This window comes from Anabaena sp. UHCC 0253, from assembly GCF_009712085.1.
Lineage (GTDB): Bacteria > Cyanobacteriota > Cyanobacteriia > Cyanobacteriales > Nostocaceae > Dolichospermum.
Genome location: NZ_VILD01000006.1, coordinates 1 through 17,925 on the forward strand (window position 1 = coordinate 1; position 17,925 = coordinate 17,925).

Below are 17,925 nucleotides of genomic sequence, written 5' to 3' on the forward strand. Positions count from 1 at the left end.
GGTTTGGGTTAGGTTAAAGAATTTAGCCTATAGAACTGGTCAAACTATTTATCAAATCAAGCAGAAATTGCTTTCTAATTATTTAATTGAGCAACTCAAACGCCCAAGTATTTCTATGTGTTTGGTTTGATTCAATGTGTCGCTTTGCTCCCGCGAAGCCCGCCCACTATTTGTGCCAGTTGTGTCACTTGTTTCAGTACAAAAATACTATAATATAGCGATCGCCTGTGCCAGTTGCGTAAGTCCTGGTACTCTCTGGCAACTAACCAGCATTTAACAAGCCTGACTGATTTAGCGCAAAATCAAAACATATTTATTACCTACTGTTTCTAAATCCCAACTTTTACAAGCAATAGAGAGGCTATATTTATGCTCTTTAATAGAGAAAGAGTTAGGTAAGTACACTTTGCGGCCTGTTCTCAGAGAGTATGTGACGGAAAAATTTATTAACTGCCTTGGCGATTAGAAATCGCGGCTACACGGACAAAACCCACCTTCGTGGGTTAAAAATCTTGATTTTATATTAGTCCACGCAGGTGGTCACTGAGCCTGTCGATAGCGTAGCGTGGCGTTAGCCATAGTGTGGACTTCGTTTGTGTAGTAGCGATTTCTAATCGCCGGAAACTTTTCTACTGAAATTCTGATTCGATTATGCAAAAATGGCTTTCTATTGTGGGTATTGGGGAAGATGGTTTAGGAGGATTGAGTGCGATCGCTCTTTCTGTTCTTGAGCAAGCTACAATTATTGTCGGTGGAGAACGTCATCTTTCTATGTTGTCTCCTGATGATAACCGCGAAAAGATTACCTGGAAGTCTCCTTTTCATGCTTCTATTACAGAAATTATTAGTCGTCGGGGTGAAACGATTTGTGTTTTAGCTAGTGGCGACCCTTTATGTTACGGTGTGGGTGCAACTATTCTTCAACATATTCCTATTTCTGAAGTTACTATTATTCCTACACTTTCGGCTTTTAGTTTGGCTTGTTCTCGATTAGGTTGGTCTTTAACGGAGGTGGAAACTTTAAGTTTATGTGGCCGTCCTGCTGATTTACTCCAATCTTATATTTATCCCGGTGCAAAATTATTAATTTTGAGTGAGGGGAAAAATACGCCGGTGATTGTGGCGGAAATTTTGAGAAAGCGTGGTTATGGTAATAGTAAAATTACCGTTTTGGAAAGAATGGGGAATGTTGAAGAAAGCATTTTCACAGGTATTGCTAATAACTGGACAAAAACAGATATCGCTGCTTTAAATACTATTGGGGTGGAATGTATTGGAGATATGGGAATAGTTCCTTTATCCAGATTTCCCGGTTTACCTGATAACGCTTTTCATCATGATGGACAATTAACGAAGCGGGAAGTACGGGCGGTAACTTTATCAAGTTTAGCACCTTTGCCGGGGCAATTACTTTGGGATGTGGGGGCTGGTTGTGGTTCTATTTCCATAGAATGGCTGCGGAGTCATGTGAGATGTAGAGCGATCGCTATTGAACAAAATTCTACTAGACTAAATTATATAGCTGATAATGCGGCTGCTTTGGGTACACCCAATTTACAAATTATTGCGGGTAAAAGTACAGAATTTATCGAGAACTTACCCACACCTAACGCAATTTTTATTGGTGGTGGTGTCACAGAACCAGAAATATTAGAAATGTGTTGGAATGCGTTACTTTCTGGGGGAAGAATGGTAGTTAATGTGGTGACGTTAGAAGGTGAACAAAGGTTATATCAATGGTATGAAAAAGTAGGCGGAAATTTCACTCGCATTGCTATTCAACGCGCCGAACCTATTGGTAAATTTTTGGGTTGGAAGAGTATGTCACCTGTGACTCAATGGGTAGGAATTAAAAATTAGCTATTACAGCACTTCCCGCTCTAATGAAATACAATGGAAGGCGGGGAAACCCCGCCCCTACGGGTTTGACAATAAAAAACTGTACCTCATAACAGAGGGAAGTGCTGTAACGTAAGTAAGTTGCTAAGAGAAGGTTTGAAAAGTTTTTGAACCCACGAAGGTGGGTTTTGTCTGTGTAGCCGCGATTTATAATCGCCCAAAACTTTCTTCCTATTCCCTTGTCATAACGAAAATTTTTAACGCCAACCTACTTAGACATAGTTTCAGATTTCCAAATAACTCTGCTATGATGGGGAACTGTGGGATTTGCGCCTAGTCTTGGTGCTATTGCCCATTTAGCATTTTAAACCATTCGTCCGCCTAAGACTGAAGCCGTGATTGGCGACAGGCCGATGTTATTTCTGGAGTTCTATGTCTTTTTCTAATCTCGGCTTGTCCCCTGAAATTGTCCGTGCTGTCACTGAGCGAGGATATAATCAACCCACACCAATCCAAAAACAGGCTATTCCTGTAGTTTTGGCTGGGGGTGATATTATGGCTGGAGCGCAAACTGGTACTGGGAAAACAGCCAGCTTCACGCTACCCCTGTTACAACGTTTGTCTACTAATAAGAACAGTCAAAGTCATGCTCAGGGATTTCCCCCAATTCGGGCGTTAATTCTTACACCCACTCGTGAACTTGCTGCACAGGTAGAAGAAAGCGTTCGTGATTATGGTAAATACTTAAATCTGAATTCAATGGTTATGTTTGGGGGAGTTAGTATTGGACCCCAAAAACGACAATTGAGAACCCGCGTAGATATTTTAGTTTGTACCCCTGGACGATTACTAGATCATGTCCAACAAGGGACTGTAAATTTATCCCGTGTAGAAGTGTTGGTACTGGATGAAGCAGACCGGATGCTGGATATGGGTTTTATTAATGATATCCGCCGCATTCTTTCACTTTTGCCCAAACAGCGCCAGAATTTACTATTTTTTGCAACTTTCTCCGAAAAGGTTAAAACCCTTGCTGCTGGGTTACTACATCACCCAACAATGATTGAAGTTGCACGTCGTAACGTGACTGCGGCGAAGGTGATACAGAAAGTTTATCATGTAGACAGAGAACGGAAGCGTCAGTTACTTTCTCATCTAATTCGGGAAAATAAATGGTATCAAGTATTGGTATTTAGCCGCACCAAGTATGGGGCTGACCGATTGGTGAAGCAGTTGGGTGAAGACCGTATTCAAGCCTTGGCTATTCACGGAAATAAGAGTCAGGGGGCGCGAACTCACGCTTTAGGAAAGTTCAAAGATGGGACTCTACAGGTATTGGTAGCAACTGACATTGCTGCTCGTGGTCTTGATATCAGCGAACTACCCCACGTCATTAACTACGATTTACCCAATGTCCCAGAAGATTATGTTCATCGCATTGGTCGAACTGGACGCGCTGGGGCGGAAGGTCAAGCGATATCCCTCGTATGTGTGGATGAACACCATTTATTAGCGGATATTGAGAAATTAATTGAGCAGCGTTTACCTAAAGAAGTGGTGGCTGGTTTTGGAGTCAACCCCGATATTAAGGCTGAACCCATTCCCAATGGACGCAAAGCTCCTTCTGGTGGTGGTGGACAACGAACTCGTCGTTCTGCGCCTAAATCTGCTTCCCAAAAGTCGCCTAGACAGCCTTCTTCACGCACAGCAGCAGGTGATAAAAAGTCTGGAGCTAGTTCACCTACTCCACGCCGTTCTGGTAAACGCAGATAATCAACAACTAAAACCCGGCGTTGCTGATTAAGAGTATGATTTTGTTTCACGCAGAGGCGCAGAGTCTACAGAGAGTAAGAGTTTGAAATCATTGATTTTTGAATTTCATACCCTAATATGGCTATCGCCACGCAGGCTATCAGCAACGCCTAATTTCTTATCTGTTCCCTGTTCCCTGTTCCCTGTTCCCTTTTTTGTAAAATCCCTTTCACCTTTTTGCTATACAATAATTAGTAGCTAAAATTAGGAGCGATTTTTAGTGTCTGAGGAGACTAAGACCCATTGCTTTGTAGTTGGTATTGGGGCTTCAGCAGGAGGACTACGAGCATTAGAAGAGTTTTTTGATAATATGCCCGCAGACAGTGGTGCAGCCTTTGTTGTGGTGCAACACCTATCTCCAGACTTTAAAAGTTTGATGAAAGAACTGCTAGAACGCCGCACTCGCATGACAGTGAAGCGAGTACAAAGCGGAATGCAGATTGAACCAAATACCGTATATTTAATTACGCCACAAAATAATTTAATTGTAGAAAATGGCACTTTAGAGCTAATTCAGCAAAGTGAACCACCTCGACAACAACCTAATTTCCCTATTGATATTTTTCTCGATTCCCTCTCCAGAGACAGCGGAGATCAAGCAATAGCTGTAATTCTTTCAGGAACAGGAAGTGATGGAACAAGGGGGATACAGAGCATTAGTGAGTGCGGTGGGTTGACATTTGTGCAGTCACCGGGGACAGCAGAATTTGATGGAATGCCCCAAAGTGCGATCGCTACAGGTATTGTAGATCAAGTGTTACCACCGGCGGAAATGGCGCGGACGATTTATGAAATCATCCAAATGCAGCGTCAAGGCGCAACTCCAGGTGAATCTCTACTTCCAGAATTAGAATCAGAAAAGCTCCGGGCGATTATCCAAATTCTCAACCAATACGAAAAGCTCGATTTTTCCTATTATAAACCCAGCACTCTCAGCCGCCGCATCTATCGCCGTTGTTCTCTAAGTGGGCATAATCTCTTAGATGATTATGTCAAATATTTAACCACTTCTAGCGAAGAACGGGCGCTACTGCGAGATGATTTAATGATTGGGGTGACTAGGTTTTTCCGGGATTCTGTAGCCTGGGAATATCTGGATACCGAAGTATTCCCCGAACTGATTAGTCCTTTGGAAAATGGTCAACAGTTAAGGGTGTGGGTGACGGCTTGTGCGACAGGTGAAGAAGCCTACTCAATGGCGATTTTGATTGATGAAGTTATCAATCGTTTGGGTAAACAACTGAGTGTCAAGATTTTCGCTACAGATATTGACGCAGCCGCATTAAGTAAAGCCGCAGAAGGCATATATCCGGAAAGTATCAGTATTGATGTTTCCCGCCAACGCTTAGAAAAATATTTTACTTTCCGTAACCGTAATTTCCATGTATCACGAGCGTTGCGAGAAATGATTATTTTCGCTCCTCACAACTTGGCGAAAAATGCCGGATTTACGCGAATGCACCTGATTAGCTGCCGTAATGTCCTGATTTATATGCAGCCAATTTTGCAACAGCACGTCATGAGGATGTTGCATTTTTCATTGATGCACAAAGGGATTTTATTTTTAGGTGCGGCGGAAACACCAGGAGAATTAATTGAAGAATTTAGTCCTCTGTATGAGAAATTCAAAATTTATCAAAAACGGCGCAATGTTCGCTTACCCATTCTCAGTCAAAATTTAGAATATATAACTCCGGTTGTTTCTCGCCCTAGTCAAACGAGGAGAGGTACAGTTCAGTTTGATCCAGCTTTAACAGCAGCTTTTACTGCTTTTGTGCGGCGTAGACAATGTACCTGTCTATTAGTCAATGATGATTTGGAACTATTCCATGTTGTTACTGATGTAGTAGGAATTATGCAAGTTCCAGAAGGACAAATGACCAGGGCGATCGCCGATTTAGTCCCAAATACCCTAAAATTGCCGATTAACACCGCTCTCCATCGTGCCAAGCGGGAACGGAAACCTGTTCTCTATGGTAACATCCACTTAAATCAGGGCGATCGCATTCGCAGTGTGAATTTAGAAGTTACCTATCATACGGGAGATACCCGCATGACGGATTTCTTCATGTTAATCATTGAAAATGAAGAACGTATTTCTTCTCCAAATCGTCCCGAAGCCTTTCAACAAGATGCAGAAGCAACACAACGCATTCTGGATTTAGAATACGAATTACAGCAAACTAGAGAAAACCTCCAAGCTACAATTGAAGAGTTAGAAACCACCAATGAAGAACAGCAAGCGACTAATGAAGAGTTGCTTGCTTCTAATGAAGAATTACAAAGTACCAACGAAGAACTGCATTCCGTTAACGAAGAACTATATACTGTTAATACAGAATATCAAACGAAAATTCGTCAATTAGTAGAATTATCTAACGACGTGGATAATTTGCTGCGAAGTAGTGAAATTGGCGTAATTTTCCTAGATCGAGAATTGCGAATTCGCAAGTTTACCCCCGCAGCGACACCCGCTATTAACCTCTTAGAAACTGATGTAGAACGCCCAATCCAGCATATCACCCATAACATGAATTGCCCAAATCTGCTGGAATTATTGAAGCGGGTAGTAGATACAGAACGTCCTATTGAGCAAGAGGTAAAACTGAATAATACTGAACATCATTTGCTGATGCGGTTATATCCATATCTCAGAGATGATGGACAAACAGATGGTGTAGTCATTACCTTTGTGAATATTGATGAAATTAAACAAGTCCAAGAAGCACTACAACGCCGCACCGCAGAATTAGAAAAACTCTACAATACCAATCCAGTGGGGTTGGTACTCCATGATCAAGATTTGCGCTTTGTACGAATTAATGAAGCCATGGCGGAAATCAATGGTTTACCAACGAATGCACATATCGGTAAACAACTACGGGAAATATTACCAGATTTAGCTGATCGGGTTGAACCAATTTTACAGCAGGTATTAACCACAGGAAAATCAATTCGCAATATGGAAATTTCTGGGTTTACACCAGCGCAACCAAATGTGCAAAGAGATTGGATTGCTAGTTATTATCCTATTAATCAACCTGATGGAGGGAAGGCTGTCAGTGGTGTAATTGTCGAAATTACCGAACTCAAACAAGCGCAGATGGCTTTGCGTCAAAGTGAGGAACGATTACGGGCTTTGATGAATTCCAGTCAAACCATTTTATTTAGTTGTCAACCTACAGGGGATTATCGGGCTACCTTTATTAGTCAAAATGTGCAGTTTATTTTGGGTTATCCTCCCCAAGTGTTCTTAGAGGAATCAGGTTTTTGGTATGACTACATTCATCCCGAAGATCGCGATCGCGTGTTAACAGGATTAAGTCAGTTAGAATCTGATAATACCTATTCCTTAGAATATCGGTTGCGCTGTGCTGATGACAGTTATCGGTGGTTTTTTGCTCAGTTGCGGTTAATGAGAGATCAACAAGATAATCCTTTAGAATGTGTAGGTTATTTAGTGGATATTAGCGATCGCAAAGCCGCCGAAAAGATTCTCGAACAACAGGTGCAAAGAGAACGCCTATTAAAACAAATCACCGACGAAATCCGCCAAAGTCTCGAACCACAAAAAATCTTTGAAACTTCCGCTAACCGTATTGGTGAAGCTTTTGGTGTAGATCGTTGCCTCCTTCATACCTACGAAATTGAGCCAACGGAACATTTACCAGTAGTAGCAGAATACTTAAGTGGGGAAGTATCATCTATCAAAGGATTATTGGGACCAATTGCTGGCAATTCCCAAATTAATCAACTCCTTGAGCAAGATACAGCGATCGCTATTGATGATGTATTTACTGATCCATTAGTATTATCAGCCACAGAAATTTGTCAACAAATTGGCCTCAAATCAATATTAGCAATTCGCACATCCTACCAAGGAAAAGCCAATGGATTGATTTGTTTACATCAATGCAATTATCAACGTCACTGGATTACCGAAGATATTGGCCTGTTAGAAGCTGTCGCTGCTCAAGTTGGGATTGCGATCGCTCATGCTAAACTTCTACAACAAGCCGAACAGCGACAAATAGAACTAGCTGAACAAAATTTAGCCCTAGAAGCAGCCACCGAAAAAGCCCAAGCCGCAAGCCGCACCAAGAGTGAATTTCTTGCCAACATGAGCCATGAAATTCGCACACCCATGAATGCTATTTTGGGATTTTCCGAACTATTACAAAATCTCGTCAGTGACGATTTAGCCCAAAGTTATCTCCAAGCCATTCAAACCAATGGCCGCACCCTACTAACTTTAATTAACGACATCCTGGATTTATCCAAAGTCGAAGCCGGCAAACTCAAACTCAACTATGAATCTGTCAATTTTCCCTTACTCCTACAAGACATTCAACAAATGTTTCTGCAAAGAGCCAGAGAAAAAGGACTATATTTAAATCTGCAAATTGATGACAAAATCCCCGCTGAAATATATATTGACGAAGTACGTCTGCGGCAAATTTTCGTAAATATCGTCGGTAACGCCATTAAATTTACTGAAAAAGGTGGTATAATTATTGGCGTTAATAGTCATATCAACCCCAGTATTGAAAATCAGGCACATATAGAAATTGCTATTTCTGATACTGGTATTGGCATCTCTCCACGAGATCAAACCTTAATTTTTGATGCTTTTCGCCAAAGTCAAGGACAAAGTAATCGCAAATATGGCGGTACAGGGCTAGGATTAACCATTAGCCGCAGACTGACGCAAATGATGGGTGGTACAGTTGAAGTGATCAGCGAATTAGAGCATGGTAGCATCTTCACCTTAATATTTCCCGAAATTACAATTACTCAAAATACGGCAATTTCACCAGCATTAACCCCACATAACCATGATTTAAGCCAATTTTCATCACTGAAAATTCTCATCGTTGATGATGTACAGTCTAACCGAGATTTACTCTACGCCTATTTTAACTCCACTCCCCACCAAATCATCATGGCAGACAATGGTGTAACTGCTCTGCAATTAGCCATTAAACATCATCCTGACCTCATATTACTAGATTTGGTTATGCCCAAAATGGATGGACAATCCGTTTTACAAGCACTAAAACAAAATCCCTCCACAGATGATATTTGCGTGATTATGGTGACAGCTTCTATCCAAGAACAAGACTTTGAGGAATTACACACCCTCGCCCAGGGCTTTTTACGCAAACCAGTCAGTCGTCAGCATTTACTCAGTGAGTTGCAACGTTTATTTCCCTCCCAAATATTAATACATTCAGAACCTACTTCCCCGCCAGAAAAATCTGTAACAGTAATGTCGCCGCAAGCATTAGAAAAGTTACCAGAACTGATAAAATTACTCCAACAGGAAGAAGCGACTGTTTGGAAAACCTTGCACCAAACTTTGTTAATCAACCAACTACGAGCTTTTGCTCTCAAATTACAGAGTTTAGCACAACAGTATGAATGCCCCTATTTGGCAGAATACGCTGCTACGCTCAAAAACCAAATTGATACCTTTGATTTAGCCTATCTTGCGGATACTGTCGCTAATTTTCCACAAATTATTAAGCAGTTACAAAAATTGCGATCTTGAAGCCTTATGATAAATGCTATAAATACTCTGATATAAATAATGGAAAAAGTTACTTTTAATCCAAGAGATTGCACTATATTAATAGTTGATGACCTCATTCAAAATATTCAAGTTTTAGGAAGAACCCTAGAAACACAAGGTTATTCTATTACCTATGCCATGAGTGGCAAAGAAGCCCTGCAACGTCTTCAAGCAATACAACCAGACTTAATATTATTGGATTTATTAATGCCCGATATGAGTGGCTTAGAAGTTTGCGAGCAAATTAAGAAAAATCCAGCCTATTACCATATCCCCATTCTTTTTCTTACTGCTAGTCACGAAGAAGAACACTTAATAGAAGCATTTGAAAAAGGGGCGGCTGACTATGTAACCAAGCCTTTTAGAGCGACAGAATTGTTAGCTCGTGTGCAGACACATATTCAACTAAAACTGCAAACTAGACAGTTACAACAGAGTGAAAATAAACTCAATACCATCGTTACTTACATCAAAGATGGGATTTTAATTATTAATGAATCAGGAGTTGTAAAATTTGCTAATCCTGCGGCGGCGCAAATGTTTGACAAACAATTATCTGATTTAATTGACCATGAATTAGGACTTCCTATTGTTGTAGAAAAAGTTGCAGAAATTGATATTCTTCGCTCCAATGGGATTCTTGGCCGGGCAGAAATTACCGTTGCTGATGCTGAATGGTTAGAACAAAAAGTTTCTATTGTCGCTATGCGAGATGTGAGTGAACGCAATCAAATTGAGAAAAAATTGCGAATTGCTTTAAACAAACAGAAAGTATTAAGTCAAAAACTTAAAAAAATAGCAAACACTGACGTATTAACGGGAATTGCTAATCGGCGTAATATTTTGGCAATTTTGAAAAAAGAATTGCAACGAACTCAACGTTATCATCAGAATTTTTCACTTTTATTAATTGATATTGATCACTTTAAATCCATAAATGATACCTATGGACACCCCATAGGAGATCAAGTATTACAAGAAATTTCTCAATTTCTGATTAATTATTTGCGAAATGCTGATACAGTTGGGCGTTTGGGTGGGGAAGAATTTCTGGTTATTTTACCAGCCACAAAGTTACAAGAAGCAATAGAAATAGCAGAACGTCTCTGTCATCAAATTCGCAATTTGGATATAGAGATGATCGATCAAACAGCCAGAATTACTGTCAGTATTGGAGTTACAACTTATCAAGATCATGATATCAATGATACCACCATGTTAAAGCGGGTAGACAATGCTCTTTATAAAGCAAAAGAATCTGGACGCGATCGCGTCATAGCAATTTCTGATTAATTAATAAGATTTACCATCGCTACCAAAGTATTCTCGATAGGCACAAATTTGATTACCTCGAATATCAAAGGCAACTGCAACCCGATTTCTATAAGGGTTTCCAAATAAGTTGCCTTCATCTCGAAATTCAAAAATTACGGTTTTCTCATTGCTAGTAATACTGTCTAAAGAAGTGAGCTTTATTCCTGATTTAAAAGCTTCAGAAACATATTCAAAAAACTCTTTAGCCCGTTCTTTACCCTCATTTAAACCGTGGAATTTACCCGTTGGAAACCAAAAGCTAAAATCGTCTGTCAGCATATCTAAAAATGCTTGCCAATTACCAGTTTCTAAACCTTGTATAAAATATGCAAATGCCTGTTGAGCAATCTTTAAAGTGTTTTCTGATTGTGTTGTCATAATTAGGGTTTGTTGATAGCGTAAGCGTGGCGTTAGCCATACCGCAGAGGACGCAGAGGACAGGTCTAAATAAGAGTTTCAGAGAGTTATTGCGTAAGTCCTAAAAGTCTTTTCGTTACGGCTAAGAGTCAGGAGTATGCCTTACACCACGCTGCACTATCACAAAGAAGAACATTTTTCTCTTCTCCTCCCTGTCACCTGTCACCTGTCACCTGTCACCTTCTTCACTTAAAAATAGAGGGTAATAAATTGGGGGCTAACCATAACCCATAACCAATAAAGCCAAACAATAAAGTAATTAAGAAAGTGACAACATAGCTAATGCACATTAGCAAACCATCAGATTCAATCGTAGCAACTGCCAAAAGTAAAATACCTACGGTAGGGATGGGGTTGGTAAAGGGAATAGGGGAAATCAATAATAATGTTAACCAAGAGATACACAGCCCGTTAAATTGCCAAGTCCAAGGATGATTGGCGATTTTTTGCAATCGAGGACGGGTAATTTTCTCCAAAACTCTAGTGACTCGACGCAGATTTTGTAAGATGATTTGGGCAAAAGCATGAGGAAATTGATATTGAGCGATTTTTCTGGGTAGCCAAGGCGATCGCCTCCCTAAAAGCATCTGTACTGATAAAAATAAACAAACACCGCCTAGAGGACTACTTAAACCAGGTGGCATAGGAAATAAAAAGGGTAATACCAATAATGTAATTACCAAACTAAAACCCTGTTCAGAAGTTTCCGCGAGAATATCACCTAAAGTTAACGGCTGTTCAGTTAAACGTTCCAGTAGGGATTTAATTTGTTGAGAAAACCTTAAACTCATTTTGGTGTTAGCTCAAAAAAATTGATCATACTACCGAAATTATAATTCTGGCACAAAAACCGCGATCGCTTGAGGAATAACCCGAAACACAGCCGGGGTATGAGTCGTAATTTCTCCATCTGTATTAATAGAATGGGGTCTTCTGGTAGTAACTATAATTTCCTGACCTTGAAGAGCGCGGACATTCGGCCAATCAATATGTCGGCCTTGACGCATAGCTGGAAGCAAGGGGATAATTTGCCACCAATGATCCATTTCTAAACTATAAAGATCCAATCTTTGGTCATCTATGGCCGCATCATGCACTACAGCCATTCCTCCACCATAGTAGCGACCATTACCGACAGCAATTTGTACCGTTTTCACTAAAACTGATTGGTCATTAATCCGAATTTCTGCACTAAAAGGACGGGATTTCCAAATGACTTGTAATGCAGTAGCAGCGTAAGCAAATATCCCCCAACGACGTTTAACTTCTTGAGTTAATCCCTGAGTAATATTGACACTCAAACCCAGACTAGCAACATTAAAAAAATACTTTCCATTCACCACACCTAAATCAATCCGTCGCAACTTGCCACCAGCAATAATTTGACAAGCTTCCGGTAAAGAATTAGGAATATTCAAAGTTCTCGCTAAGTCGTTAGCAGTTCCCAATGGTAAAATACCCAAAGGTAACTGAGTATCAACTATCGCCTCGACTGCGGCATTAAGAGTACCATCACCACCACCCACAATTACCAAATCTATTTCCCGCTGGTAGCGACGAATCACATCACCTAGTTGGGTAGGATCTTTTGTAGACTCTTGAATTAGAGTAAAACCTAGTGTTTCCAGGCAATTAATAGCTTGTAAGAGGCTTGCTTCTCCTTGGCGAGAATGACGATTAACTAACAGCAGGGCGCGGAGACTCATTGTGCATACCTTTTGTAATTGATATTGAATAATTATAAAAATGTTGGCGGTAAAACTCTACAAGTCGAAGAAATCAGGAAAGCTTGTCAAACTTGGCCTGTCTCGTAGAGTTAATAATTTCTACATTAATACTGATCGCCATTCTCTTGCCAATTTTAGCTAATAAAGCCAATGCAACACAATACTTGTCGGTTAAGCTAAAAACATGATCAAAGCGCGAGTGATACCAGATACCGTTACCAAACAGCCGGGGTCATGCCCCGGCGTTTTACGGTTGTGTCGTTTCGATTCAACAGCCGTCTGGACCGCAGAAAGTTCTTCCGTACAGTACCTCTGCTTCACAGATATAGATAATGCCCGCATAATCGGTAAAAAACTTGATTGCGACCTGATCCGCAATATTCTCGGCCATCTCCCGATTTTCGGTGAGTACCTCGAACTTTACATTCGAGTCGGTGTCGGCAGTGCTGGGTTTACCCGTAGAGCGCACGTTACGACTGCCTTTACCGCCAGTATCCACCACCGTATAACCGGTCGCCCCGCATTCATCAATGATCTTGGCGACCTTTTTCATCAGAACCTTTTCCGTGACGATGACGAGCTTGTTGGCAGGCTTGGACATATTGGTTAACTCCTTAAATTATGTAAATTAATCTACTTAAGTAGGTGGGCGTTAAAAATTGTCGTTGGGGTAAGGGAACAGGAAGAGAGTTTTGGGTGATTTTACTTTTCTTCACACATTTTGGTTTTTTCCGCTCAGGTACTTAATCTGCCGGGTCAAGAGAGCGCCAACAGACCGCGACCAGTTTGGGATTAGCCACCTATCGCCTGGGCAAGCCCGATAAATAATGGTATACACACGCCGATCGCAATTGGCGTACCAACGGCTGTGGACGCGCCTATATAGGCGGATGGATTAGCCGACGGGATACCGGCTCGCAACGTGGGAGGACCTGAGATATCTGAACTAGAGGAAGCGATAACAGCCATGACGACGACACCGCCCATACTAAATCCCGTAGCATAGTGGGCAATCATGCCTAGACCGAAAGCAATCAACCCATGCAGAATCGGTGCTATTACACTATATACGACGTACCATTGGGCTACCTTACGCAGTTCGCCAATTCTTGACCAAGCTTCCATACCCATGACCAGCATCAAGATCGAAAGCAAGCCTCGAAATGCGGGATCATAGAAGCTTTTATAGACACTTTCCGGCTGGGTGAACAGTCCAAGAGCGAGTCCTAACAACATTGCCGATAAGGCAGGACCCCGGAGGCTTTCCTCGATGATCGGCCATATCTTGACCCGATTATCCGCATCCCCCTTCTGCTGGCTGAGATACTCTTGCCGGGTGCTGGGATAATCGCCTGCCGCAACGGACTGCTTGCTGAAAGACTCCTGCATGGCAGAATCGGCTGCTTCTTTACGCTTCTTCTTGTTAAGGTAAATATTCGCCACAACAATTGCAGTTACGAGGGCGGGAATATCCATGAAGGGATAAAGTGCGCCAGTCCATGCTTCATAAAAGATTTTTTGTTCTTCCAGTAGTGTCAGGGCGGCAGCCATAGTAGAGCCACTCACTGCACCAAATAATCCCCCTGTCGCGATCGCATCTACGGTTCTGACCTTCGGCAGCTTGGCCAATGTATAGCGGGCGATGAATACAACCAGAATCCCTATTACAACAGAAAACAATGCGGGTAACACCATATCCATCAGATTAGAATTGCGGATCGCAATTCCACCGGTCAGACCGATTTTGGTGAGCAGCATGAAGACAATGATCGTACAAATTGACTCTGGAATTACCAATTCGCTACCAAGGGCAGCAATGATCATCCCACCAATCAAAAAGCCGAGTGTTGGGGACTGCAATTGCTTAACGAAGTCCTGCAAGAAAACGGACAAAAAATCCACGAATACCTCCTTGTGTCTCCTCTGATGAGGAGTATTGCCATGAATGAACTAAATGAATTTTAAAGAACTAAAGAAGAGGCTCTTCACCCCTACAGCAACCGTTTTGAATGATGTGGGTTGAAAAAAGAATTCTTACCGCCGATTGAAATTACAAGCATTTAGCCACACTACAAAACTTATTTTCAACTGCCAAAAACTTGGTTGCTAATAACGCAACTATGATTATTTGGTAATAATAAACTTTGGTAACTATTAAAATTTTAGTTACCCAGTTTATTATTAGTTAAAAATATTAATGTTGGCTAATTTCTGTTGATGGAATTTCCAGAACCTGGGCTGTCAAAACAAAAAGTAAAGAGTGTTTATTAACAGCCTTTGCAGTTTTATATTGCGGTAGAAGATATACTAATGTTGATCTAAATATCTGATTTCAACATTTAAGTTTTATGAAAATTTATTTGTCAAAGTACATCTGTAAATGCTCCTAAAGTAGTGTTTAACTGTTTTCTAAGTACAAAAAACAACAAGCATAAAACATTTTGCTGATTTGTTATTATGTTTGACAATTTACATAAATTGTGAGTTAAGGTGCTGTTTAAGGAGAAACCCTAGTTACCCTGAAACACAATCATGCAGAACTATCTACCCAGTTTTATTTTTGCAGTTGAAACCGGGGATCAACTGTTTGATTAAAAATAGCATACAGCCTTTATATCAAAAAAAATTAACCCAAATGTATATTTATTAAATAAATATTATATACCTCATATAAGCAATAGCTTATATGACAGACCAAAAATGGCGGTATTAGTCAATGTATAATTTTTTTCTATGAACACTATTATTGATTCTTGAGAAAATAGACAAGAAGCGAAATTTAATTCGCTTCTTTTTTATCTTAACCAACATCATCATGAGCAAAACGGTTAAGCAGAAAGTCTAACGCATAGTTACGGATTTGATAATATTCGTAAACAAATAATATATTAGACATATAAGTAAAAATTTATTTATTTTCCTTAAACCTATAATAAGTATCTAATATAGATATTCACATCTATGGTTACTATAAGTTGAAAAGGAATAGGTGGAAAATATTATAGATAATTAATGATATTAATCATAGATTAAATATTTACAGCAGGAGTCAGGAAGAATCTGAGTCACATCTGCGGAATGTGGGATTTATGTCTATTCTTTCTCTAAAGTGAACTAGCATTGAAGCGTCAAATGGTGGTTTATTACTATCTTGTTGACATTCCTATGAAATACAATAACCCCACCCCCAACCCCCTCCTCGCTTGCGAGGAGGGGGCTTAGAATGTATGTCATTTAAGTGGATACGGTTATAATTTATTTCAAATGCTGGTATAGATCATCTCTCTATGGGATGGCTTTAAGTTCTATATTTTGTTAAGGAAATCACGGAAACTAAAATGATAGAAACTGTAGTAAATATTGTCTGATCTATTTTCTTGGGTTAAAAATTCTATCCAATTTTCTAATAATTCTTCTACATCATATTCATCAGTATTTAGCAAATTGGCAATATCTGTAGCTGATATAGGTTGTGTTGTCTGGGCTAAAACTTTCAACACTGCTAGGGGAAAATCTTGATGTTGAGAACCCAGCATTTTTTCTAAATGTTGTTGGTAATAGGTTTCTAATTGTGGTGGAAATGATGTTTCTAATTGGGAAGGTTGGGGATAAAAATTATTAGTAATAGCAGTTAAGATTTGGCTAACATACATAAAATTATTTTCGCTGCAGTTGGTTAAATTGGTAATAAATTCTGCTTCATTTATTTGGTGGGTATTTAACCAGGATTTTAGTGTGGAGGGGTTGTTTGCATTTGGTATAGAGACGTTGTTTGGTGTAGAGACGTTCCATGGAACGTCTCTACATTCTGGTGATAAATTAATATAACTCTGAATATAAGCTTGAATATCTTGTTTATTTTCCTGTGGATAATCTTCTAAATGCAAACTTTCCACCGGTGCTTCTATTAATAAACCAGAATTATCTGATAAAAACGGACGACGGGAAAGGAGAAAATAAACCCCTTGGGGAATGTAGCGGGGAAGATAAAAAATATTTGTTCCTGGTGGTTGTGAATTACGATCGCTGCAATTTAAACTATCAATAGCAATAATTAATTTTTGATTTGGTTGCAAATTGTCGCTGATTTGTTGGAGAAGCAAAGATAAAAACCAACTCCCTTCTGTAGCGTTATCGGGAAGAACCCCCCTTTCCCCTGTAAACGAGGGGATGTTTTGCTCCCTCCTCGCTTGCGGGGAGGGTTGGGGAGGGGTGATATCTAATAATTGCTGACAAATAAATCTCAAAAATTCCGCAGCCTGATTTTTTCCCTCTAATTCTGCGTTGTAATAAATAGCTTGAGGATTTTCTTGAATATATTTAGCAATAATTGCACTTTTACCGCTACCGGGTAGACCGATAATCGTGAAATAACCCCGGTTGTAATGATCGAGAAAATGATTAATAGCAGTAAACACGAAATCACGACCCAGAAAATTCGCGCTTTTTTGCTGAATTATTGCTGCAAATTCTTGGTGATTAACTATGGAATTATTCATAGTTGGTGGTCTGGGTGTGGAGTTCATGATTTCATTCTCCCTGATTTTCCAACTTTAAAAAATGCACCATTCCCCCAGCGTCACCCGCAACAATTGTTAACCCATTTGGTGTAACTGCACAGGAATGAAAGTCAGCGTCACCACTAAAAGTAGCTATTTCCTCACCTGTCTCTAAATTCCACACCTTCACAGTATTGTCCCAAGAACCAGAAATCACCCGTTTTCCGTCTGCTGTCACTGCTACTGCTTGTACCGAATTACTATGACCTGAGAGGGTGCGGAGTAACCTTCCTCCTGCTTGGGTGAGACTGGGGGTGAGGGGACGCAACCAAGGGAGAGGGTGAGTTTTTTGTGCTTGGGTTAATAGTGTTTGCATTGCTGGGGTGTTGATGGTTTGTAACCTTCCCAGTAATTGACTTGGTAATTGTTGTTTATCCTGGGTGAGAATATGTGCAGACAGTCGCAAAGCACTTTGAATATATTTTAAGGTTTTGGTTTGGTCTGGGTGGGTTGCGGTTTGGGTATCATCTAATAAATCATAATCTTCAATTAATGCTTGGATACCAAATTCAGGATGATTGATTTTGTTAAATATAAATTGATAATCTGTGAGGGTTTGGAAATATTTGGTTAGTTTTTCAGGATTACCAGAATTAACCAAACTATAAGGATATCTATCCAAACGAATTTTTTGTTTCTGGGATTCTTTGGTAGAGGATTGTTTATCAATTTGTTTCATTCTCAT

The 17,925-nt window shown here is 40.2% G+C and carries 11 protein-coding genes; 4 read left to right on the plus strand and 7 right to left on the minus strand.

What is annotated here, in order from left to right:
* Positions 1–651: 651 nt before the first annotated feature.
* The 4 genes from cbiE (at position 652) to FJR38_RS16745 (ending at position 10,516) form a co-directional block, all read left to right on the plus strand.
* The gene (cbiE, locus tag FJR38_RS16730; RefSeq protein WP_168538274.1) at positions 652–1,860 is read left to right on the plus strand and encodes a precorrin-6y C5,15-methyltransferase (decarboxylating) subunit CbiE; all 1,209 of its coding nucleotides are present in this window, start codon (positions 652–654) and stop codon (positions 1,858–1,860) included.
* Positions 1,861–2,271: 411 nt separating this feature from the next.
* A complete protein-coding gene (locus tag FJR38_RS16735) occupies positions 2,272–3,612 on the plus strand; it encodes a DEAD/DEAH box helicase (RefSeq protein ID WP_168538276.1) in 1,341 nt (446 codons plus the stop codon).
* A 259-nt stretch (positions 3,613–3,871) separates the two neighbouring features.
* Positions 3,872–9,202: a chemotaxis protein CheB gene (locus tag FJR38_RS16740; RefSeq protein WP_168538282.1), complete on the plus strand. Its 5,331-nt coding sequence runs from the start codon at positions 3,872–3,874 to the stop codon at positions 9,200–9,202.
* A 39-nt stretch (positions 9,203–9,241) separates the two neighbouring features.
* Positions 9,242–10,516: a diguanylate cyclase gene (locus FJR38_RS16745; RefSeq protein ID WP_168499391.1), complete on the plus strand. Its 1,275-nt coding sequence runs from the start codon at positions 9,242–9,244 to the stop codon at positions 10,514–10,516.
* On the opposite strand, the gene FJR38_RS16750 is transcribed toward FJR38_RS16745, so the two are convergent.
* The 7 genes from FJR38_RS16750 to FJR38_RS16780 form a co-directional block, all read right to left on the minus strand.
* Complete coding sequence (locus FJR38_RS16750) at positions 10,517–10,915, minus strand: nuclear transport factor 2 family protein (RefSeq protein WP_168538284.1); 399 nt, start codon at positions 10,913–10,915, stop codon at positions 10,517–10,519.
* A 224-nt stretch (positions 10,916–11,139) separates the two neighbouring features.
* Positions 11,140–11,745, minus strand: coding sequence for an exopolysaccharide biosynthesis protein (locus FJR38_RS16755; protein ID WP_168499380.1), 606 nt, complete (start codon positions 11,743–11,745; stop codon positions 11,140–11,142).
* A gap of 39 nt (positions 11,746–11,784) precedes the next feature.
* The gene (locus FJR38_RS16760; RefSeq protein ID WP_168499378.1) at positions 11,785–12,660 is read right to left on the minus strand and encodes a lipid kinase; all 876 of its coding nucleotides are present in this window, start codon (positions 12,658–12,660) and stop codon (positions 11,785–11,787) included.
* Between the two features lie 289 nt (positions 12,661–12,949).
* Positions 12,950–13,282, minus strand: a complete 333-nt coding sequence (locus tag FJR38_RS16765; protein ID WP_168499376.1) for a P-II family nitrogen regulator — start codon at positions 13,280–13,282, stop codon at positions 12,950–12,952.
* 191 nt (positions 13,283–13,473) lie between these two features.
* Positions 13,474–14,583: a sodium-dependent bicarbonate transport family permease gene (locus tag FJR38_RS16770; protein ID WP_168538286.1), complete on the minus strand. Its 1,110-nt coding sequence runs from the start codon at positions 14,581–14,583 to the stop codon at positions 13,474–13,476.
* A 1,403-nt stretch (positions 14,584–15,986) separates the two neighbouring features.
* A complete protein-coding gene (locus FJR38_RS16775; protein ID WP_168538288.1) occupies positions 15,987–17,207 on the minus strand; it encodes an ATP-binding protein in 1,221 nt (406 codons plus the stop codon).
* A 4-nt stretch (positions 17,208–17,211) separates the two neighbouring features.
* Entirely contained in the window at positions 17,212–17,919 is a 708-nt protein-coding gene (locus FJR38_RS16780) for a WD40 repeat domain-containing protein (RefSeq protein WP_168538652.1), read from the minus strand.
* Positions 17,920–17,925: the final 6 nt, after the last annotated feature.